Origin of the sequence: Paraglaciecola aquimarina, from assembly GCF_032464635.1 — a bacterium.
Classification (GTDB): Bacteria; Pseudomonadota; Gammaproteobacteria; order Enterobacterales; family Alteromonadaceae; genus Paraglaciecola; species Paraglaciecola aquimarina.
In genome coordinates this window covers 2773317-2795990 of sequence record NZ_JAWDIO010000002.1, presented here as the reverse complement: position 1 = coordinate 2795990, position 22674 = coordinate 2773317, and the positions used below count along the sequence as shown (strand labels likewise).

The window sequence follows — 22674 nt, the reverse complement described above, 5'->3', positions numbered from 1 at the left end:
AAGGGTAATAAAGATTCTAAAAACAATAACCTAAGATTTACGTCAAGACCACAAGAGTCTTAAATAACAGCTAATATACTTGTTATACCAAGTAGAGAGAATTCAATGCAAGCAGCAAAACCCAATATCCACTACCAAGTCACATTATCATCTATTGCCGGTCACACTTTCGACGTTAAGTTGACTATAGATAAACCAAATATTTCAGGTCAAGTATTATCCCTTCCCGCTTGGATCCCCGGTAGTTACATGATTAGAGATTTTGCCAAAAATATAATTAGCATCGCGGCTAAAGATGATGCAGGCAACACACTAACTATTGAGAAACTCGACAAACAAAGCTGGAAACTGCCGCCAACTGCAAAAAAAGCACATGTGACTTACCAAATATATGCGTACGACTTGTCGGTTCGAGGCGCATACATTAATGATGAATACGCATTTTTTAATGGCACAAATATGTTTCTAGCGGTTGAAGGGCAAACACAGCAGCCCTCTTCATTACGTTTAGTGAAGCCCGACTCTGCAAAGTTAGCTCATTGGCAAGTCGCCACGACTATGCCTTCACATCATCCTTTATCTCACCAATTTGGTGAATATTGGGCCAATAACTATGACGAATTAATTGACCATCCAGTATTAATGGGAGAATTTGATATTATTCCATTCAGCACTTCAGGCGTGCAATTTGAATTGATCCTGGCTGGAGGACATCAAGCAGACATGGCCAGAATTCAACAAGACCTAAGTATCATATGCCAACATCAAATTGACTTTTTCTCTGACCAACCGCCTGTTAAGCATTATCAATTTATTACTCTACTCACGGATAACGCTTTTGGAGGGCTAGAACATATCAGTTCTACGGCACTTATGTATAGTCGTAAAGATTTACCCAGCCCCTATCAACAAGGCAAAATGACAGACGGTTACCAAGTGTTTTTAAGTTTATGTAGTCATGAATTTTTTCATACTTGGCATGTAAAACGCATCAAGCCAGAAGAGCTATTTGAGGCCAGTTTAGATAGTGAAAAGTACACCGAGCAATTATGGATATACGAAGGTTTTACCAGCTATTACGATGATTTATCGTTATTACGTTGCGGCCGAATCACACAAGATGAATACCTTAAAATTATGTCTAAAAACCTTACGCGGTTACTTTGCAACAAAGGAAGGTTTAAACAAACGATTACTGAGTCAAGCTTTGATGCTTGGACTAAATTCTATAAACAAGATGAAGGAGCGGTTAACAATATTGTGAGTTACTACAATAAAGGAGCCGTTGTCGCCATGTGCCTTGATTTGAGTATACGTTTAGCCAGCAACAAGCAATATAGTTTAGATGACGTTATGCGACATTTATGGTTTAACCACGGCAAAGTCAATGTGGCCACCCACCCCACTGTTATTCATGACATAGTAAGAGAAAGCCTAGGGCTTGATTTAAGTGATTTTTTAGATGCTGCGTTGTATTCAACAGAGGAGTTACATTTTGAAAACTTACTATCCCAATTTGGCGTAGACGTCATAAACCAAGTTAAAGATAACATCGATGACAAAGGCGGGAACATTAATAAAGAGCCTCTACTATATGATTTCGGAGCACTTTGTGCAGACAAAGAAATAGGCGTTGCCATTACACAGGTATCAGAGTTTACCAGTGCCTACGAAGCAGGTTTACAAGTTGGAGACGTTCTTATCGCTATGAATAATTGGCAAGTTAGCAAAGCCAGCATTAAGCACATCATTAATAACTTAACATTAGGACAAACTAGTGAACTCATTGTACTTAGAGATAAAAAACTCAAAAAGCTCTCATTTGAGGCAAAACCAACACAGCACGACACTATTTATTTGAATATCAACAACCCTCAACTCGCTACCAGTTGGTTAGGTTAGATTAATTCAACAGTTATATTTACTCACAGTCAGAACATTATCACTTGATGACTCAGAGCCTTTGACTCTTAAGACATCAAGTGGTGATAGTGTTGCACCGTACTGAACTAATCTGAACTCAACGTTACACTAACAGAAACCAGCCTCCCCCCAATCAAGACACCCATAATTAAATTCGACGAATCCGCAATTTGAACTAGACTAATGGGTAGTGATTCAACCAAGGATGGCCATGATGCCCCAGTCTCGTAAATGCCAAATCAGTTTAGTCGACACCCCTTATTATCATTGTGTTTCACGCTGTGTTCGCCGTTCATTTTTGTGTGGCGAAGATACGTTGACAGGCCAGAGCTTTGAACATAGGCGGGCTTGGGTTGAAACACGCTTGCTTCATTTAAGCCGTATCTTTGCTATCGACATTTGCGCCTATGCGGTGATGAGCAATCACACTCATGTGGTGCTGTGCGTGAACAAACCCTTGGCTGAGCGCTGGACGGTGAAACAAGTGCTCGTTCGCTGGCATCAACTGCATAAAGGCACCTTGTTGTCGCAGCGGTTTATGCGAGATGACACGTTGAGCAAGAGTGAGCGGCATACCCTTCTAGAAACCGTTGAAATTTACCGGATGCGTTTGTATGACATCAGTTGGTTGATGCGTAATCTCAATGAGTACATAGCCCGAGAAGCCAACAAAGAAGATGCCTGCACTGGCAGATTCTGGGAAGGACGGTTTAAGTCTCAAGCACTACTCGATAAATCAGCCCTACTGGCCTGCATGGCTTACGTGGACTTAAACCCCATTCGCGCCAATATGGCCAACACACCTGAGGGCTCTGACCACACCAGTATTCAAACTCGGATACAAGCTTTGAGACACCACCAGCAACCCAAAGGTTTAATGCCATTTGTTGGCAACCCCAGGCAAAACATGCCGAGAGGCATCGCTTTTTCACTAAAAGATTATTGCGACCTCATCGACACCACAGGTCGTGTTATCAGAGATGATAAGTCAGGATTAATCGATACACAGCAACAGCCCATTCTACAAAGGCTAGGCCTAAACAACGAACAATGGTTGACCTTAACCACCGAATTCGAAAAGCACTTTTGTTATGCTGTAGGCAGTGAACATTTAATGCGAAACTTCAGCCTACACACCCAACATCAAAAAATACGAGGCATAGGTAAAGCCAAAACCCTACTTAAACACGCTTAGCCTTTTTTCCAAAGTAACAAACCTCATCAACATCACTGTTGAAGCCAGACACGCCTGATATTCACTACACACCACAAAATCACGTCATCATACCCGTAAACATCGTCAATCTAGTTGTCTTGAGCATAATTTAAACCGAATGGATTAGAAGAACGGTAACTGAGAGAGCTTAAGCGCCATTGCTATTTATGGGTGTCTTAATTGAGGGGCATTATGGGTGTCTTAATTGAGGGGCATCTTAATTGAGGGGCATTATAATACCAACTTCTATTTATTGCCGGGTACCTTCGTGGAGGATGATTTTCTCGGCTTCTAATGCCCCAGTACCTTTGCAGGGTTTATTCTCGCCGCTTTAAATGCGGGATATAGAGTAGCAAGTATACTGAGCAATACAGCAATACTCGCTGTCATATATACTTCGTGCCAACGTAGTTCTGAGGGCAAAAAGTCTATAAAATAGATATCACCAGATAAAAACTGTACGCCCAGTAGATGTTCTATTATGCTGGCGATATTTGCTAGGTTTAAAGCCATGAACACGCCAAGTAACACCCCAAAAGCGGTGCCAATTAAACCATTAAATGTGCCCTGCAACATAAAGACAAAAACAATTAAGCCATTTTTAGCTCCCATGCTTTTTAGCATCGCAATTTCACTTTTCTTTTCATTAACCGCCATCACTAAAGTCGACACAATATTAAAACAAGCTACAGCAATAACTAAGGTTAATGCTAAATAAACCACTGCCCTAACCAATTGAATATCTTGATATAAATTTCCATCACTAATAGTCCAATTAGACATATACACTTCTGGCCGCAATTCAAAACCAATCTCTCTGGTCAATTTAGGCGCTGTAAATGGATCCCGATAACGTAACCGAATACCTTGTGCACCATTCTCGATATTTTGTGCTTCTGCCGCCAATGACATATGAATAAAGCCAATATGGTTACTAAGTTCTCCGCGCAAATCAATGCTGCCTATAACATGTAAATTTAGAGTTTTGGGCGCACTCAAGCTTAAATCAGAAGATAACTGGGGTAAGAGTATTTGTACTCTATCACCAACCCTTAAACCTAATTTTTCTATGACACCCGCGCCCAACAATACCGCATTGTGGTCGGCTTTAAATTGTTGCCATTGTTCTTCTTCCACTAAAGAAGGGAGAATTCCTAATTCTGCGAATTCCATATTGAGGCCGGTCACTTCAACCGCTTTCATTTTATTGCCTTTTTGCAACATTCCCGTGGCTTTAATGTAAGGTTCTACAAATGTAACTTCGGGATGCTTTCGCAACAAATTGACTTCTTGCTGCCAGTTTTCAATCCCTTCAGGATAAACAGATTTAAATTCTGCATGAGGGATCACAGACAATAGCTTATCTTTCAACTCTCTTTCAAAGCCGTTCATCACCGACAGCAAAACAATTAACACAAAACAGCCTAGGCCAATGCCAAAAGTTGACGATGCTGATATAAACGAAATAAAACCATTCTGTCGTTTGTCAGAACGAAAACGCCAAGCGAGTAACCAAACTAAATGCATTTAATTCAACCTAGATTCGTTTCGGTTAGTTCACCGTCGACTAATTGTAAACTGCGGTCTAAACGATTTGCCAACTGAATATCATGGGTGACAACTACAAAACTCGTTTCAGTTTGCTCGCGAAGATCATTTAATAATTGATAGATGTTTTCACCTGTTTTTTGATCTAAATTACCCGTAGGCTCATCGGCTAAAATGAGTTTGGGCTGAGAAACCAGGGCGCGAGCTATGGCTACCCTTTGCCTCTCACCACCAGACAACTCACTCGGTTTATGTTTGGCTCTATGACTCAAGCCTACCTTTGCTAACATGGCCAATGCTGCAGCGTTAGCCTGCTTGATGGGTCTTTTTGCAATAAACAGGGGCATAGCAACATTTTCTAATGCGCTAAATTCTGGCAATAAATGATGAAACTGATAAACAAACCCTAACGATTGATTTCGAAATTGTGCCTGTTGGTTTTCGTTATATTGAAAAATATTTTGTTGCTCAAATATCACTTCACCACTAGAAGGCTTATCTAAAGCTCCAAGTAAATGCAGTAGTGTACTCTTACCTGATCCTGAACTCCCCACAATCGCCACTTGTTCCGCCCGACGAATGGTAAAATTTACACTTTTTAAAACCTTTACGCAGTTTTCACCTTCGTGATATTCCTTGCTCAAGTCACTGCATTTGAGTAATTCACTCATAGTTAACATCTATTCCTAGTCTTGTTTAAAGTCTGTTGACCGAGTTAATTTTCTTAAGCGCTTTTTGTCTCTGCGTTTTGATAATATTTTAGCTAACTTGCGCATACTCATGATTTGATCACTTTCATCAATAATGTCTATGCCAAACAAACTCTCTACTAAATCTTCTAAAGTTAAAATTCCCTCCAAACCACCGTATTCATCGACAATCAATAACATATTGCCACGTTTTGAGTGTAAAGGTTCAAACGCTTTAGTTAATGACATGCTACTCAAAATAGTCACCATGTCTTTTCTGAAAGCCGACAGCGGCTTGTCTAGTGAGTTTTTCGCATAGGCCAATAACAAATCAGTTTTTAAGACATAACCACTGACGTTTTCAATTTCGTTACCTTCATACACAGGGATACGTGAAAATGGCACGTCTATATGCTTTTGGATAAATTCAGATAACATCATGTCTTCAGAAACCGAGAACACCACCGTTCTGTGGGTCATGCTTTCTTTAACTTTAATACGATTTAAATTAAGGAGATTTTGCATCACGGTTGCTTCTCGGGCAGCTAACTGCCCTTCTTCTAAAGACAACGCCGCCATTGCAGCTAACTCTTCTCTATTTAATCCTTTCAAGGGTGTTTCGTCGTGAAGCTTAGACGTGAGTTTGTTGGCCAGTTTAACCAAGGGATACAAGGCTAATATCAAATACTTCAAAAAATAAGCCGTATATGGCGCTAACTGTCGCCAATAACTGGCCCCCAATGTCTTAGGGATAATTTCAGAAAACACCAAAATAAGTAAAGTCAAAATAGCTGATGCTAGGCCTAAATAAGCATCTCCAAATACAACCGCAGCTTGTGCGCCAGCCCCTGCAGCGCCCATAGTATGGGCAATAGTATTCAAACTCAAAATAGCCGACAAAGGTTGGTTAATGTCTTTTACTTGACGAGACAATAACTTTCCAGACGGATGCTTATTTTTCTTCAAAACAGATATGTAAGCGGGAGATACACTTAAAATAACGGCTTCGGCGATAGAACAAATAAAAGAAAAGCCTAAGGCTATGAAGATATAAAGTAATAACAGAAACATGTAGATGTTATCTCAGTATTGACCAAAACAAAGTGTTTGAAGTAGCTGGCAAGCATATCAAAAACAAACTAGATAACGTAGCACTAAAAAGCATAGATTTTATTTCGCTACGATCACCGAAGCCAACAGCCATAACACAATGTCAATCCAAATTGATACATTGCCAAGCAGCAAGAATGCAACAGTTAACACAAAGAAATAGCAAACAGATAAATTACACACGGCAGTGTATAAGTAAAACGATAGAATTATCGATAACTATACGAAGGTTATGGTTAGCTACTCAAATAATTTTAGATAAGCAAGATGGAACAATGAGGATTATCACAGATAACACAATATGAATTTAATGGCGGAGTGGACGAGACTCGAACTCGCGACCCCCGGCGTGACAGGCCGGTATTCTAACCAACTGAACTACCACTCCCCGCATTTAAATCATATTGTTTGTTTTGATGCTGGCGGAGTGGACGAGACTCGAACTCGCGACCCCCGGCGTGACAGGCCGGTATTCTAACCAACTGAACTACCACTCCAGCCGTAATCAAAACTTTTATTCTGTTCTTACTAAATAAACAATAAAAACCGAATAATTGACGCTATTAAAGTTGGCGGAGTGGACGAGACTCGAACTCGCGACCCCCGGCGTGACAGGCCGGTATTCTAACCAACTGAACTACCACTCCACAATCTTTAATAATATCAAACAGTTAAGTAGGAATAACTTGATACCCCTCCCCAACCGCGGCGCAGATAATACGGCTAACCTAGGATTGAGTCAACAGGTTTTTTCACGAAAAGTCAGTAATAGTGTTTGATTGCTCGCGTATTAACCAATTAGGCTATTCCTTAGGCATAGATAAGTCCATAAAGCCGGTATCGGTAGTATCAGCAGTGCTCGCTTTTGATTTTTTGTCTTTTTCAACTGGAGCGGGTTCTTTTACTTTCCGTCTGAATAATTTAGCGAGCATACCATGCTGCTTTTCAACCTTATCATTAATATCTTTCGCAGCTTTTGTTTGATTGAAAAAAGGTAGACTTAATTTTTGATTACTTGTTATTAACCAAATGACGACGCCACCAATAATGATTAACAATAAATTGAGCCCCACAATCCATGAGATCAGTGCACTAGTTGACATGTTAGACTCATGAGGCGGTGTGTGCTCTGTTGTACTTTTCCCATCCAAAGTAGAAGCCGCGTTACCTTCACTACTAGTATTATCAAGCGCAATTTCTACAACGTCAGGTACTGGCTCTTCAACCAAAAAAGTGTATTCCGGTACATCTAAAATAAACTCCCGCCCACTATGGGTATTTCCAAACACGGTTAACTTCACACTATACGTACCATAGCCAAAATTAACTATGTCATGTTTCTTTACCTCGTCAGTCATTTCTGTAATTGAAAAATTTTGTATATCACCATTGGGGAAGCGTACTTTGCCATCAATCAGTAAACTTGAAATATCAATAAATTCTCGGTCCGCATCTATCTCTAGATAATGGTAACCTGCTTTTCCATGGTCAATAGCGACATCAATTTTAATTGGATTAGGATACAACATGATATTAGGGTCAACCTGCTCTCGAGAATACATGGGGGTTGACACTTTAAAGGTTGGCTTCCATTCACCGTCAGCAATAGATAAATTAAACTGGCCAGTAAATACCCCATCAAGAGGAATTTCATCGGTGCCCTTACCGTTGTCTTGAAAAGTCGCCACAATTTGCGAGCCTGCACCAAAATTATTGTAATCGGGGTTGTTGGTACTCGCTAAGGAGATTGTTAGCTCTACCACATCTCTAAACGCAGCATAGTTAATAGGCTTTCCATTATTAGTCAAGTAGGCCGTTTGCTTCAGGATCTCTCCAGAAAATATCACGTCAGGTAACTTATCAGCGTGTAACGCCAATTCACTAATGACCATAACTCGGCTATCGGGTGAAATATTCCCCACAGCCTGCCAAGGACCCAGCATCGGATTTTTGATGCTGACCATGTCGTATGTGGTACTGTCAAACCAAAAAATACTCTCACCATCAGCGGTTGACTGAAATATTTTGGAACCATCTGGTCGTACTAAAACAATGGGACTCGATCCATATTTACGAAAAAAAACCATCGTGATTTCTTCTACTTCGTAATCGATCCTGAAACGATTTTGCAATAATTCGATACTGTTATGGAATTCGCTACCTAAAGTGGTAAGTGGTGATTCATTTTTGTTAACAGGCATAATCTCAGAGCCGTTCGCAACGGCCGCTGTAGATTGCAAAACAAGGGGAACAAGACTGTTGGCATGATTCGAATGACTAAAAGTTATCAGCACGATAACTATTGTTATAAATACTAACCTGTCAATCATGCTTACTCACCTACCTTAAAATAACTATTGGCGCCACAAACAGCTACCACCTTCTTCAACCACTAAATCGAGTCTAGACTCATGTTGTTCTAATTCATCGGCTGTTGCGAACACAACCTTTAATGGTTTTCTATCTGAGGGCAATCTTCTTATCACTTCTGTTTGTACGCCTCCTTCGCCACTGGCTTTACCACTCAAATTTAAATCTGTTTGGCCGCCAGTCATCATCAGATAAACATCGGCTAAAATTTCTGCATCTAATAATGCGCCGTGCTTCTCTCGGTGAGAATTATCTATGCCATATCGTCGACACAATGCATCTAGGTTGTTCTTTTGACCTGGGTGCATTTTCCTTGCTAGGTCAAGAGTATCCAGCACAGTACACATGTTTTCTGTTTTGTTTTGGGCAAGTCCTGTTAACTTTGCAAACTCATGATCCATAAAGCCCACGTCGAATGGTGCATTGTGAATAACTAATTGTCCGCCTTTGATAAAATCAATAAACTCATGGGCAACATTTCTGAAAACGGGTTTATCCATTAGGTATTCATTGGTTATACCATGCACATCAATGGCTTCTTGCTCAACTAGGCGTTCAGGGTTGATATACACATGGAAAGTGTTGCCGGTCAATCGACGATTAATTAATTCCACGCAACCAATTTCAATTATTCTATGACCCTGTTTAGGGTCGATGCCGGTAGTTTCAGTATCTAATACAATTTGTCTCATTGGTTACTCATTTGGATAGAATGGGTGTCTTTGGGTATAAACATCATTATACTGCCGTTAATTTTAAAAATTTGCATTTATATGAAAATAATTACATGAAAAAAATAGATATTTATACTGATGGATCCTGTTTGGGCAATCCTAGATCTGATGGCTATGGTGCCGTATTGATTTTTGACAAGCATCGTAAAGAGCTGAGCCAAGGTTTTAAACACACCACTAACAATCGAATGGAATTATTGGCCACCATCGAAGCGTTGGCGTGTTTGAACGAAGAATGCGAAGTTAAACTCACCACCGATAGTCAATACGTCAAAAATGGTATCAATCAGTGGATTAAAGGTTGGAAAAAAATGGCTGGAAAACGTCAGCCAAAAAACCGGTCAAAAACGTTGATCTATGGAAACGATTGGACGAACAAGTCAATCGTCATAACGTACAGTGGTTTTGGGTGAAAGGGCATTCTGGTCATCCAGAAAACGAAGCTTGCGACCAATTAGCCAGACAAGCAGCTGAAAGCAAAAATCAATTAGAAGATACTGGGTTTAGTGCTTAATCTGCGCTGTAGAGACTAGTCTCTACAGAATCTAATTACTTATCACTCCAGATAGCGTATTCATTGCCATTTCTGTCACAAAAATGGAATCGGTGGCCTCCTGGAAACTCAAAAGTTGGAGTTTTTATTTTGCCACCAGCCCCTTCAATATCGGCTTGGCTTTTTACTAAGTCGTCACTGTATAACACAACCAGCACACTGCCTTTATCAGCGTCTACGACGTATTCTGATACAAACAATCCGCCTTCGATTCCTGCACCTTTTATCGCAGCATAGTCATCGCCATAATCGACAAAATCCCAGCCAAACGCTTTTCTAAAAAAGGCCTTGCTAGACGCCATAGCTTTAACAGGTATCTCAATATAATTAATTTTATGATGTTGGCTCATATCACTCACCTAAAAATGGTTAACTGGTTATTTATACTAAAAATTATAGAAAACAAATATCGGTTAATACAATAAAAAATGCCTACTTTTCGGCAGGCATTTTAACATGATTTTGGCTGGACTAGAGGGATTAAAACAACACCTAGAATTTAGCGCCTACCCAAACCCATAGTTTATCGGTATCGACTCTAGTTCCCTCACCTGAATAGGCAGCGTACTTAATTCCAGCAGAATAATGCTTGCCGTAACTTTTAACGTACGACAAATCCAATTCACTGCCTAAATCATCTACAGTAGCCGTGGCTTCATCGGCTTCAAAGTCATGATACATAACGGTCCAGCTGCCACCCAGCACTTTACCCGCCAAGGTCACTGAAGTATCTACCAAGCCTTCATTTGGCGTGCCTAAGAACATATCAGCCCAACCATTAAATTTATGTAACGTGGCTAAAGGCGTAGCAAACCCCACGCCCCCTTCATCTGAGCCCAATGACTCATAACCTAATTTTGCAGTAATACCACTTACTACTACACCAACGCTAAGGTTCATATAGTCGGTGCTAAAATCAGTCGTTGAGGTTTCATTGCTTTGCGAAGCATATTCCGCAGCGTATAGAATTTTAGCATCACCAGCAGCAGTGCTACCAGTGAAGCTCACGCCGTAGGTATCCAAACTATTTTCGGTACCGTTATCTACTTCTAGCAAGTAGCCATAAGCTGTTATTTTTCCGACTGGGGTCATATAGGAGGCGTTTAGTAGATGATCTTTCGCATCTAAGTCTGCACTCTCGGCAAAAATACGATTACGTTGGTCAATATAAGCATAATTCAAGGTTAATGCTTCGCTTGGAGCATATCTCACACTCAAACCATCAAATGTCTGTCTGTCTTGACGCCATCCCACATGACCAATAAAGCGATGCCCGTCCATAGTGATCACTTGGCGACCCAACTTTGCCGTTAGCCCCGAGCCAGTGTATTGAATAAAGCCTTGGTCCAATTCAGTGTGTTCCGGATCGGCAATCACTGAATACTCCCCTACATTATAACCAGTAGGACCTACAGTGTAGTCACCCTGCCCCATGACGATTCTGCTATCTTCCATTTCTACTGTGGCAGAAAATCCTTTAATCGTACCTGTTTTATAGGCTAAAAGCGTACGCAAGGTTAAGGCACTAGCATCTTTCGCAGCGTTATCTTGCTCAACAGATTCATAGCGAAGAAGATTATTGACGCTGGCCTTTCCTGAAGTCAATGCTTCAGTAATTGACTCAGCTTGAGTCACATTGCTAACTGACAAACCTACAATAGCAACAGACAGAGCTAGGGTTAAAGGCGTTTTTTTAAATATTTTCATGATTTTCTCTTACGTTTAATGATATTCAGTATTTGATTGATATGTCTATTTACAGTGTAAAAATGACGCTTATGCCACGTCGCTTTTAGACTGGCTATTGGCTGATACTTTTTGGCTTTGTGTTCAGAAACCGACTCCACCTTGCGCTGCTTTTCATACAAGAATTTCAACACTTCCGAACGATAGTGGTTATATTTAGGATCATCAGCTAAAGCTATGCGGTTTCTTGGCCTTGCCAATTCAATAGGCAAAATCTCACCGATAGTCGCTGCTGGACCGTTAGTCATCATGACAATTCGATCGGAAAGTAACACCGCTTCATCGACATCATGAGTAATCATGATGACCGTATTACCTAACTCAGCGTGAATTTCCATCACTGAGTCCTGCAAGTGAGCACGTGTTAACGCGTCTAGCGCACCAAACGGTTCGTCCATCAATAACACCTTGGGCTCCATTGCCAGTGCACGTGCGATGCCGACTCGTTGCTTCATACCGCCGGAAATTTCAGCTGGTAACTTATCCGCTGCATGGGTCATGTGTACTAGTTCAAGATTGTGCTCTACCCATTCTTTTATCTCTTGCTTTGAGCGACCTTTTTGCGTTTGCTTGACCGCAAGTTCAACGTTTTTGTAGGCACTTAACCAAGGCAGTAAGGAATGATTCTGAAAAACAACGGCTCGCTCAGGGCCTTGGTTCGTTTACTTCTTTTTGATCAAGAATAACCCCGCCTTTGGTTGCCTGATATAATCCGGCAACAATATTTAGTACCGTAGATTTACCACAACCAGAATGGCCAATAAGTGAAATAAATTCGCCTTTTTCAATTTTAAGATCAACACCTTGTAAAGCCGTAAACGGACCTTTAGGTGTTGGAAAGTCAATACCAACTTGTGTTAGTTCTAAGTGATGTGTGCCACTCATAATAATTCCCCTAGGATTGTGTAATATTTGCCGTTGTTTATCTCAGTACTGCGTGCTTATCCCAACTGACTTTTCGCTGCAGAGACAACATCAATCTATCCAGTACAAACCCAATCACACCAATTGTTAGCACTGCTACCATAATGCGCGCTAAAGACTCTGAACTACCATTTTGAAACTCATCCCATACAAACTTGCCTAAACCGGGATTTTGCGCCAACATTTCTGCCGCAATCAACACCATCCAACCTATCCCTAGAGATAGCCTTAACCCTGTAAAAATAGCTGGCACCGAAGAAGGCAAAACAATCTTTATGACGTGGTCAAAGGCATTCAGGCGTAGCACTTTACTCACATTTAATAGATCCTTATCAATAGCTGATACGCCAACAGCGGTATTAATTAAAGTCGGCCACAAACAGCATAAAGCGACAGTGACCGCTGAGGTAACAAAGGACTTTGAGAACATCGGATCGGTACTGACATAAACGGCACTCACTACCATAGTCACTAAAGGAAGCCATGCTAAAGGCGAGACAGGTTTAAACAGTTGGATTAATGGGTTGATAGCCGAATACGCTTGCTTGCTCAAACCACAAATAATACCAATAGGAATGGCTAGTAGAGACGCGACGGTAAAGCCTACCATCACCGTATAAAGGCTGGTCCAGATCTGCTGAAAAAAGGTAGGCGCTCCTGTGAACGCTCTAATTTTAGGGCTATAGCTTGGATCCTTGGCGACACGGGCCGCATTTCGTTCCTCTTGACGAGCATAAAACTTCTCAGCTTTATCCATCTGCACGTTATGCTCATTAATCAATCCGACTGTTTGTTGCCACACAGCCAGTGGACCAGGAAACTGACCTAAAGAAGTATCAATATTTTTAGCCATTGCGCTCCACAACCCTAAAAACAGCACTATCCCAATGATTGGTAAAGCTAGATTGCCAAGTACTTTTCCAATATTTGGCAAATCTAAACCTTTTACTTGATGTAAAATTGTCGGCACAGCTAATTGCTTAGTCATTTTTAATCACTCCAAAGAAAGTGAGGCGTTCGCCTCACGGTACTTTTAGTTAAAGTTTGCTGTCGCTTTTTAAACCAATTGCAAATTTCTCTAAATAAGCATTAGGCTGACTACCGTCGTAAACAATATTGTCAATAAAGTGTTTTTGCGGCGATTTAAAGCCAGTCTCTGTTGTGAACTCGGGGAAATCTGCGGCCTTAGCTTTGCCTTCTGCAATCAAAGATTGTGCAGCTGCCGCATAAATATCTGGGCGATAAACTTGTTTAGCGATATCTTTGTACCAACTATCAGGTTTGGGCTGTGAAATTTGTCCCCATCGACGCATTTGCGTTAGATACCAAATAGCATCACTGTAAAAGGGATATGTTGCGTAGTGGCGGAAAAACACATTGAAGTCAGGTACGTCCCTTTTATCACCTTTTTCATATTCGAAGGTGCCAGTCATGCTGTTAGCGATGACTTCATAATCTGCCCCAACGTACTGACTTTTTGCCAAAATTTTAACGGCTTCAGGTCGGTTTGCGTTGTCGTTAGCATCTAGCCACATTGCAGCACGGATCATCGCTTTCACGACACGAATATGCGTATTCGGATTTTTTTCAGCCCATGACTTACTCACCCCAAATACTTTTTCAGGATTGTCTTTCCAAATTTCATAGTCGGTTACAACAGGTACACCAATGCCTTTAAATACGGCTTGTTGATTCCATGGTTCGCCAACGCAATATCCGTAGATAGTGCCAGCTTCCATAGTGGCAGGCATTTGTGGAGGGGGCGTCACAGACAGCAGAGCATCTGCACTAATTTGACCACTGGTATCACCTGTATCAGGAGAATAATATCCTGGATGAATACCTCCAGCTGCTAACCAATAACGTAACTCATAGTTATGGGTCGAAACTGGAAACACCATTCCCATTTTGAATGGTTTACCTTTACTCTTAAAATCATCCACCACTGGCTTCAGAGAATCAGCTTTAATTGGATGAACAGGCTTACCATCAACATGTGGTACATGCTTCTTCATTTGTTTCCAAATATCGTTTGAAACAGTGATGGCGTTACCATTTAAATCCATGCTAAACGCGGTGATAATGTCCGCTTTGGTACCATATCCAATGGTTGCTCCTAGAGGCTGTCCAGCTAACATATGCGCGCCGTCAAGTTGTCCATCTATAACCCGATCCAATAGTACTTTCCAATTGGCCTGCGCTTCTAATGTGACATATAAACCTTCTTCTTCGAAGTATCCTTTTTCATAGGCAACCGCTAAAGGCGCCATATCAGTTAATTTTATGAAGCCAAATTTCAATTCTTCTTTTTCAGGCCAACCTAATTCGTCAGCATTAACATTTACAGCAAAAACTGAACTGGTCATTGCCACTGAAACCATCCCAAAACGAAGTGATTTAACAGCATGCTTTAGAGATCTCATTAATCGATTATTAGTCATCATCTACTCCGATTTTTTCCAAAAAAACCCACAAAGATTTTTAGATAAAAATCTTTGTGGGCTACATTGCCTAATCGCAACAACACAACTATGTGATTGTTACGAATATAAATTTAAGCAGTATGAACAAAATTGTTCTTAAAAAGCACCTATTAAAACAATAGATACACAACACTCAAATTAGTTATAGCATCATCAATGCCAACTTTTAAAAGTGTTATTTATCAGTCACTTAAATAAATAGAAATGCTAAATCAAGTTCAGTAGAAAACCAAATCTGTGCAAAGGCGCACTACCTCAGTGCTATTGGTGCAACGACAATGTATGGAATAAGCTCAAAGTAAGTGTACAAAAAACCTGATTCGGCTTGGATGAGTGTGGACGGAGGAATATTCTTAAGTGTTTGAATTGTTTATAAAATTCAATTTGAAACGACATTGACTATGCCGAGTTTAGATTACTTAGCAAGTAAAAAAGCGATCACCAAAAATTGGATCACGCATAACCCTTGGTAAACCAACAACGGGTTTCGTTTGATCAAGGGCTCTTTGGCTTTAGCCGTTAACATTTGCTGGTTGGGTTTTGATAAGTCCATTAACAATTCGGAAAATGCTTCATGCCGCAACTTCGGGTTTGCTTGCAGTGCCTTTTGTAGTGTCATATCCAACCACTTAGGCAAATCAGGTCGAAAACGGTTAATACTCTGGTATTGCCACTCATCATAGGAACTTGGGATGTAATCTTGATATTTAAACGCTTTAAATGGACGTTGCCCAGCTAACATTTCATAAATCACCGCAGCCACCGAAAACAAGTCACTTTGATGATCACTCTTATGGGTCAATAGATACTCTGGTGCAATATAATGTACAGATCCCACAGCCATGTTTTCGTCTGGTAACGAGTTAGTTTCGGCTAAGGCGTTCGCTAATACTGTTCCAAAATCAATTAACTTTACTTCGCCGTGCTCATTGATCATCACATTTTCTGGCTTAACATCCCGATGCACCATATCTTTACGTTGCAACACTCTAAGGGCATTCACCAAATGGCCTATAATGCTGCGCACTTGTTGCAAAGATGGATGTGGATTATCAACCATCCATTGGCGCAATGTTTGCCCTTCTATGTATTCGCAAATGTGATACATAAATTTAGCATCCGCGGGGCGTTTGTATATCGCCATGACATTGGGATGTTTAATATGCTGACCTATCCACTCTTCTCGCAAAAAACCACTCAAATAAGTAGGGTCATCGGCAAAATATTGAGAGGGAGTCTTAAGGCCGTATATTTTACCGTCGGCTTCATTTAGTACTTTAAACAGGCTACTACGTGTTCCGTTAAATACCGTTTTGACAACACGATAGCCTTCTAACTTCATGCCTACTTCTAAGGCTGGCGGCATCGCTAAACGACTAAGTTGACGATAGTGCTCGTCTAAACTAGCATCGGGTAACTCTACTACCTTTACCAACAAACAAGTGACATTGTCGTCACTACCCGCTTGCACTGCTGCATCCACAATATTTTTAGCACGTTGCTCGAGACTAACATTGTGTTCATTAATAAAAGCCGATAATTGTTTTACCGCCAAAAACTCATGTACACCATCTGACGTAAAGACATAAATATCACCTCGCTCTAGCTCCAGAGTTCGATAATCTACGTCTAAATGTGAATCAATTCCCACAGCTCGGGTCAGTACATTTTTGCTTCCTTGACGAGAAACATGGTCGATGGTCAGTTGCTCGAAGTTGTGCCCTTGCAGGCGGCTAATGCGAGTATCCCCAGAATGAACAATGAAACCTGAGGTAGACTTAAACACCATACCGCTAAAGGTGGTGATCATTTGGCTATGCCCGCCATGCTCGTAATCATGTTGACCATGGCACCAGCGATTTAACCCCTGTAACACTTGACTTACTGAGCGTTTCACCGTCCACGTTTGTGGGGTTTGATAGTAATCTTGAATGAAATTAGTAACGCAGGTATTAGCGGCCTCTCGGGCGCGAGTCGCCACACTGACTCCGTCGGCAATAGTGGCTACTGCGCCTTTTGATTCAAGGTCATGATCTTTGGGCAAAAAAGCGGCGAAGGCGTCTTGATTTTCAGCTTTCGGCCCTTGACTGGAAAAACCGCCGAATTCTAACTTTAGTTTTTCCAATGCTCACTTCTCATAATCTTATTGATACCGAACTAGCTTAGAACTAGGTAACGTTAATGAGTTCTACACTACCATCTTCACGTACTTCAGTCATAGTACCACTTGGCTCTTTCATAAATAACAAGGCAATAAACCCTAAAATCGCGGTGCCTGCAATCACTAAGAAAAAAGTAGAGGTATCAACGAGAGAATAAACAGTTAAGTAAACAACTGCGCCAACGTTACCATATGCTCCGGTCATTCCGGCAATTTGCCCTGTCAACCTACGTTTAATTAGAGGTACTGCCGCAAATACAGCCCCCTCGCCTGACTGCACAAAGAACGAACAAGCCATGACCGCTAGCACTGCCAACCAGATTGGCCAACTTGAATCAATTAGACTCAAACAAAAATACCCTACTGCCAAACCCGCCGTTAAAATGAGTAAGGTCTTCTTACGGCCAAACTTGTCTGATATTAAACCACCGTCAGGGCGCGACATTAAATTCATAAATGCGTACATGCCGGCTAACAAACCGGCTGTTGCCATACTTAGTTCAAATGTTTCTGCAAAAAAGGCAGGTAACATTGAAATAACTGCTAGCTCTGAGCCAAATGTCGCAAAATACAAAATATTTAATACCGCAACTTGTTTAAACGAGTATCGATGTACTTCTGCCACCGGCGTGACAAATATGTCTTTATTCACTTTATAGGTAGCGTAGCAATCGTAAATATAAAGTGCTGCTAAACCAAGATACACGCCTAGAACCACGGTTTCACTTAACAGCGATACTCCTTGCGGAGATAGTTTCCAGTTTAACAATGCTAACGCTAAATACATGGGTGTTTTCATTATCAACAATAAGTAGAAATCGCCAACACTCGTCACTTCCATGCCGCCCAGATTCTTAGGGCGAAAATACGTCGAACCTTTTGGCGTATCGGTAGTATTTTTATAATACACAAAACTAAAGACTAAACTCATTACGCCTGTAATGCCGACAGCATAACGCCACCCATCTTCACCACCAAACATCAATGCTATGGTTGGTAAAGTAAAAGCGGCGGCAGCCGAGCCAAAGTTACCCCAGCCACCGTATACACCTTCAGCAGTGCCGAGTTCCTTTGGAGGAAACCACTCACTTACCATACGGATACCCACAACAAAACCTGCTCCAATACACCCTAACGCAAAACGGGCGATCAATAATTGGCCAAAACTGTCGGCTAACGCGAAGGCGAAACAGGGAATAGAACAAATAGCCAGTAAGCTGGAATACACTAACCTAGGTCCAAACTTATCGGTCAATGCGCCAATAATGACCCGCGCGGGGATGGTTAACGCCACATTAATAATCAACAGCGTTTTCCATTCACTTAAGGTCAAGCCGACACCATCAACAATTGCCCCTTTTAGCGGGGCCATATTGAACCACACAACAAACGTAATAAAAAATGCCATCCAAGAAAGATGCAGGGTTTTCATCTTGCCAGTGAAAGAGAGTAAATTAAATTTTTCAACACTCATTATATTTAGAGCCTTTTATGTTTTTAGAATGCGCAAGCTAAACTGACTAGCCATTCCTACCTATATATTTGCCAAAAAAAACCCACAAACATTTACCTATAAGTAAAGGTTTGTGGGCTACATTGCCAGTCCATACTAAACACAACGTTGTGTTAACTATGACCAATTTTTTCAATAAAAATGTTAGAACGAGTTTTGCAACTGTTTGTAATTAAATGCCAGTGTACATCGAGTTGAACTGCACAAAATAAAGCACAAATAATGCCACTACGTTTTTACACTTAATATCAATCACTTAGACAGTTAGCAAATATCAACATTGTCATTTTCACCACCATAAGAGTGCAGCAACGCACTGATGCAGTGCTAATTAGCTCCCTAATAGGGTCGTAGCACAAACACATTGACAACTAAATTTATCCTAAAAATTACGCACACTTTGTTTGCCTGCTCGTTCCTTTCCAGCACACTATTTTGCCAGTCGACAGATGCTCGGCAAACCAGCATTCGTGCGCTCTTTGTTGCAATGGATAAGCCGTTAAATTTCAAGCTAAATTATCTATTAGTACACACTTATTAACGTTTCATAACAACGAAGCCTATATCATTTGGGTTGTTAGTATGGCCTAATTACTTTCACCTACAATAAACAAAAAACTCGTCGCTATGGTTCAATTCAACAACTCAATAGAGTGATGAAATAGAGTGGCGAAATGATTCATTGACCTTAAGCAAATCAAATAGGATCGCCTAATGATAGATAAAGTATTACATGATTTTTTAATCGTATGGGCCACTATTGATCCAATCGGCACTATGGCGCTTTTTGCTGGTCTCACTGCCACCTATTCAGCCAAGGAACGACGAAAAACCGCATATAAAACAGTTCTGTACGCTACGCTAATTTTGCTTGGAGCAATACTGGTTGGACAACTGCTACTCGGTGCTATGGGGATTAGTTTGCTTTCATTTCAAGTGGCTGGAGGGATTATTCTTTTCCTATTTGGCTTACAAATGGTTTTTTCAAATGGAGCACCTGACAACAAGATTGAAGCCAAACATGATATTTCAGTATTTCCCTTGGCGATCCCAGCCACGGCTTCACTATAGGTGCAATACTGGCCGTCATTCTAATAACTGATAATCATGTGTATACCATAGAAGAACAAATTTACACATCTGCTACGGTACTGGCAGTTCTCCTTATCACACTTATTTTACTGCTGTTTTCTGGTGCCATTATTAGACTAATTGGCATGGGAGGAGCGTCCCTTCTGACCAGAATTATGGGCATGATTTTGGCTGCATTGTCGGTGGAATTTATAATGGAAGCGCTTGGTATTGAAAAATGGGTAAGTGCAGGCGTATAATTTTTGAGCAACATTTGTACGCCCCCCAGAACAACTTACTCTGATTTAAGGATAGAAAATGTCATATATAGATGGGTTTGTAGCAGCTGTACCGAATGAAAATAAAACGCTTTTTATTCAACACGCTAAGATAATGGCCGCTGTTTTAAAGCAGTATGGTGCGTTAAAGGTAGTCGATACGTGGGGTGATGATGTACCTGATGGAGAACAGACATCATTGCCTATGGCGGTGCAAAAAAAGACGATGAAACGGTAGTATTCTCATGGGTAATTTGGCCATCAAAGGAAATACGTGATTCAGGATGGAAGCTAGCAATGGGTGATCCCAAAATGCATCCTGACCAATCTCCAATGCCGTTCGATGGCAAACGATTAATTTACGGTGGCTTTAACGTCGTGTCAGAGGTATAAGTCAAAGCTTAAACCTCGTCTTGGTCAATTTTTCACTCACTTATGGATAGGCTCGCGTATCTTTATTGTCGATGATTTTAGCAAAACTGTGAAAACGCCACATCCTCAGCGATCCATGAAATAACTTAGCGCTTAACGTCAAAAGTAGACTTCATTTGACGATAAATGTCTGAACGAAATACTTTTTTTGCAATGTCATTGGGTACGTAAACATTTTTTAATTGTCCCGCATCGCGCATTTTTGAAATCAACCACTCCCCTCTCACGTGCTCTGGTAGGTTAATAGATACATCATCTGAACGATAAAACTGATTGTATGACGGTACTGATCGTGATGGGCTAGATTTACCCGTTAAACAAATGCCTAGCAAAGATGGCGCAATAATATCTAGTGGTGCATGTAAGTACTTAGGTTGCGTTAGCATTATCGCGGCTTCAAATCGATTCGGTGTACTTTCTAACCATATGCAAGCTTGTTGTAGTGCCGCAGTCAAGGCCAACACGGTATTAGGTTTTTGAGCATAGAAAGAGCCTAATATACCGAGCACCTTCTCGGGCGAGTCTTGCCAAATATCATACGAAGTTAAGCCCGTTAAACCAATGCCCGCACGCACGGCTTGCGCATTCCAAGGGCCGCCAACACAAAACCCGTCAATATGTCCTGCCGCCATATGCTCAACCATATTTACCGGCGGTACGACTACAATATCTACATCATCTGCGGCGATTTTCGCTGACATCAACCAATCTCGAAGTTGATAAAAATGGCAACTATAAGGAAATACCGTTGCAAATTTCAATTTAGGCTTATTTTCTAACTTGCGCTTTCTAATCACACTACGCAACAAGTATGCGGCGAGTGGCAAAGTAAGATGAGTTAAGGTATTTTCACTCAGTATTTCCTCATGCATTTTTTGCGATAAGGTAATAGCATTACCATTTAAACTTAATACAAATGGGGTGATAACTTCTGTTTTACTGCACCCTATTCCTAAGGAGCTGGCCAACGGCATAGGGGCCAACATTTGCGCAGCGTCGAGCACACCGGCGTGTAGTTTATCGCGTAATGTTGCCCATGAATTTTGCTTTTCTAATGTAACATTTAGTCCCCATTGTTCAAAAAACCCAATTCGTAGGCCGCCACAACGGGAGCAGAATCAGTTAACGGGATAAAGCCAAGTGTCAATTCTGTTTGTTCCGGTTTTATCATCTCTTAACCTGTCATTTATATGGTATTTAACAAAGAAATAAGCGTTCTGGCCACATCATCTAGTTTTTGTCCGGTGTCCATTGCTGTCTTTCGCATGGCTCGATAAGCCTCATCCTCTGCGAGATTCTTTTTCTTCATTAGTAATCTTTTTGCTTGATCAACTAGATCTCTTGATGCAAGCGCTTGTTTGGTTTCTGTCAGTTCATTTTTTAGTTTTTGAAATTCTGTAAACCTCGCCACGGCGGCATCTAGAATAGGCTTTACTCTTTTTAAGTCTAAGTCACCTACGACATATGCACTCACGCCAGACTCAATTGACTGGTTAATCGCATCTGTGCCTTCTTCTTCAGCAAACATAACCACAGGCTTTGGATCGTATTGAGATATAGTACTCAAGCTTTCTAGAATGTCTCGATTTGGAGACTCTATGTCGATCACAATAATATCGGGCTTAATCTGATCAACATGCTTTAGCAAATGTGATTCGGGGCTAGCTAAATGACTAACAATATAGCGAGAGTTATTCAAGGCCGCGGTTAACGAAGCGACACGTTCACTATTGTCGTCAATTAACAGAATACGCAGTTCTTTTGATACGTTTGGGGTCGTTTTTTGGTGTGCACTTCCCTGCCCTTTTGTCCGTGCACTTTTTCGCCCATTAGCTGGAGCTTTGTCTTGCAATTGATTATCCGAACGAATATGTATCGACTAGTAACGAGGGTAATGCAATCTATAAGCCAAAATATTTGGCA

General features: G+C 41.0%; 16 protein-coding genes, 3 tRNA genes and 4 pseudogenes. 6 read left to right on the top strand and 17 right to left on the bottom strand.

The window, feature by feature from the left end:
• Positions 1-105 precede the first annotated feature (105 nt).
• A complete protein-coding gene (locus tag RS130_RS13885; RefSeq protein ID WP_316026426.1) occupies positions 106-1902 on the top strand; it encodes a M61 family metallopeptidase in 1797 nt (598 codons plus the stop codon).
• A gap of 235 nt (positions 1903-2137) precedes the next feature.
• On the top strand, positions 2138-3118 hold the full coding sequence (locus tag RS130_RS13880) for a transposase (RefSeq protein ID WP_316028063.1): 981 nt from the start codon (positions 2138-2140) through the stop codon (positions 3116-3118).
• Between the two features lie 312 nt (positions 3119-3430).
• Here the strand turns inward: RS130_RS13880 and lolE are convergent, their stop codons facing one another.
• The 8 genes from lolE to dnaQ form a co-directional block, all read right to left on the bottom strand.
• A complete protein-coding gene (gene lolE / locus RS130_RS13875) occupies positions 3431-4666 on the bottom strand; it encodes a lipoprotein-releasing ABC transporter permease subunit LolE (RefSeq protein ID WP_316026425.1) in 1236 nt (411 codons plus the stop codon).
• Positions 4667-4671: 5 nt separating this feature from the next.
• Entirely contained in the window at positions 4672-5358 is a 687-nt protein-coding gene (gene lolD, locus RS130_RS13870) for a lipoprotein-releasing ABC transporter ATP-binding protein LolD (protein WP_316026424.1), read from the bottom strand.
• Positions 5359-5373: 15 nt separating this feature from the next.
• Positions 5374-6447 carry a CNNM domain-containing protein gene (locus RS130_RS13865; RefSeq protein WP_316026423.1) on the bottom strand — a complete coding sequence of 358 codons (1074 nt, stop codon included), beginning with the start codon at positions 6445-6447 and terminating at the stop codon, positions 5374-5376.
• Between the two features lie 350 nt (positions 6448-6797).
• Positions 6798-6874: transfer RNA gene (locus RS130_RS13860), tRNA-Asp, on the bottom strand.
• Positions 6875-6906: 32 nt separating this feature from the next.
• Positions 6907-6983, bottom strand: a tRNA-Asp gene (locus RS130_RS13855).
• A gap of 73 nt (positions 6984-7056) precedes the next feature.
• Positions 7057-7133, bottom strand: a tRNA-Asp gene (locus RS130_RS13850).
• A 156-nt stretch (positions 7134-7289) separates the two neighbouring features.
• The gene (locus tag RS130_RS13845; protein ID WP_428982861.1) at positions 7290-8687 is read right to left on the bottom strand and encodes a TIGR03503 family protein; all 1398 of its coding nucleotides are present in this window, start codon (positions 8685-8687) and stop codon (positions 7290-7292) included.
• A gap of 153 nt (positions 8688-8840) precedes the next feature.
• Entirely contained in the window at positions 8841-9548 is a 708-nt protein-coding gene (gene dnaQ, locus RS130_RS13840; protein WP_316026421.1) for a DNA polymerase III subunit epsilon, read from the bottom strand.
• Between the two features lie 20 nt (positions 9549-9568).
• On the opposite strand from dnaQ, the pseudogene rnhA reads away from it, so the two are divergent.
• Positions 9569-10104 (top strand): annotated as a pseudogene (rnhA, locus tag RS130_RS13835) (ribonuclease HI).
• A 35-nt stretch (positions 10105-10139) separates the two neighbouring features.
• Here the strand turns inward: rnhA and RS130_RS13830 are convergent.
• The 7 genes and pseudogenes from RS130_RS13830 to RS130_RS13800 form a co-directional block, all read right to left on the bottom strand.
• Positions 10140-10493 carry a VOC family protein gene (locus RS130_RS13830; RefSeq protein WP_316026420.1) on the bottom strand — a complete coding sequence of 118 codons (354 nt, stop codon included), beginning with the start codon at positions 10491-10493 and terminating at the stop codon, positions 10140-10142.
• A gap of 142 nt (positions 10494-10635) precedes the next feature.
• Positions 10636-11850 (bottom strand): alginate export family protein, encoded by a 1215-nt coding sequence (locus RS130_RS13825; RefSeq protein WP_316026419.1) that lies wholly within the window; start codon positions 11848-11850, stop codon positions 10636-10638.
• A pseudogene (locus RS130_RS13820) lies at positions 11847-12774 on the bottom strand (ABC transporter ATP-binding protein). Before RS130_RS13820 ends, RS130_RS13825 begins: the two are co-directional and overlap by 4 nt.
• A gap of 37 nt (positions 12775-12811) precedes the next feature.
• Positions 12812-13801, bottom strand: coding sequence for an ABC transporter permease (locus tag RS130_RS13815; RefSeq protein ID WP_316026418.1), 990 nt, complete (start codon positions 13799-13801; stop codon positions 12812-12814).
• Positions 13802-13850: 49 nt separating this feature from the next.
• Positions 13851-15194, bottom strand: a complete 1344-nt coding sequence (locus RS130_RS13810) for a CmpA/NrtA family ABC transporter substrate-binding protein (RefSeq protein ID WP_316028062.1) — start codon at positions 15192-15194, stop codon at positions 13851-13853.
• Between the two features lie 517 nt (positions 15195-15711).
• Positions 15712-17421, bottom strand: coding sequence for a bifunctional protein-serine/threonine kinase/phosphatase (locus tag RS130_RS13805; RefSeq protein ID WP_316026417.1), 1710 nt, complete (start codon positions 17419-17421; stop codon positions 15712-15714).
• A gap of 43 nt (positions 17422-17464) precedes the next feature.
• Positions 17465-18931: a NarK family nitrate/nitrite MFS transporter gene (locus RS130_RS13800; protein ID WP_316026416.1), complete on the bottom strand. Its 1467-nt coding sequence runs from the start codon at positions 18929-18931 to the stop codon at positions 17465-17467.
• Between the two features lie 753 nt (positions 18932-19684).
• On the opposite strand from RS130_RS13800, the gene RS130_RS13795 reads away from it, so the two are divergent.
• The 3 genes and pseudogenes from RS130_RS13795 (at position 19685) to RS130_RS13785 (ending at position 20712) form a co-directional block, all read left to right on the top strand.
• Positions 19685-20041 carry a MarC family protein gene (locus tag RS130_RS13795; protein ID WP_316026415.1) on the top strand — a complete coding sequence of 119 codons (357 nt, stop codon included), beginning with the start codon at positions 19685-19687 and terminating at the stop codon, positions 20039-20041.
• A gap of 38 nt (positions 20042-20079) precedes the next feature.
• On the top strand, positions 20080-20301 hold the full coding sequence (locus RS130_RS13790; protein ID WP_316026414.1) for a MarC family protein: 222 nt from the start codon (positions 20080-20082) through the stop codon (positions 20299-20301).
• A 58-nt stretch (positions 20302-20359) separates the two neighbouring features.
• Positions 20360-20712, top strand: a pseudogene (locus tag RS130_RS13785) (DUF1428 domain-containing protein).
• Between the two features lie 125 nt (positions 20713-20837).
• Here RS130_RS13785 and RS130_RS13780 read toward each other — a convergent pair.
• A pseudogene (locus tag RS130_RS13780) lies at positions 20838-21922 on the bottom strand (CmpA/NrtA family ABC transporter substrate-binding protein).
• 15 nt (positions 21923-21937) lie between these two features.
• A complete protein-coding gene (locus RS130_RS13775) occupies positions 21938-22507 on the bottom strand; it encodes an ANTAR domain-containing response regulator (RefSeq protein ID WP_316028061.1) in 570 nt (189 codons plus the stop codon).
• Between the last annotated feature and the right edge of the window lie 167 nt (positions 22508-22674).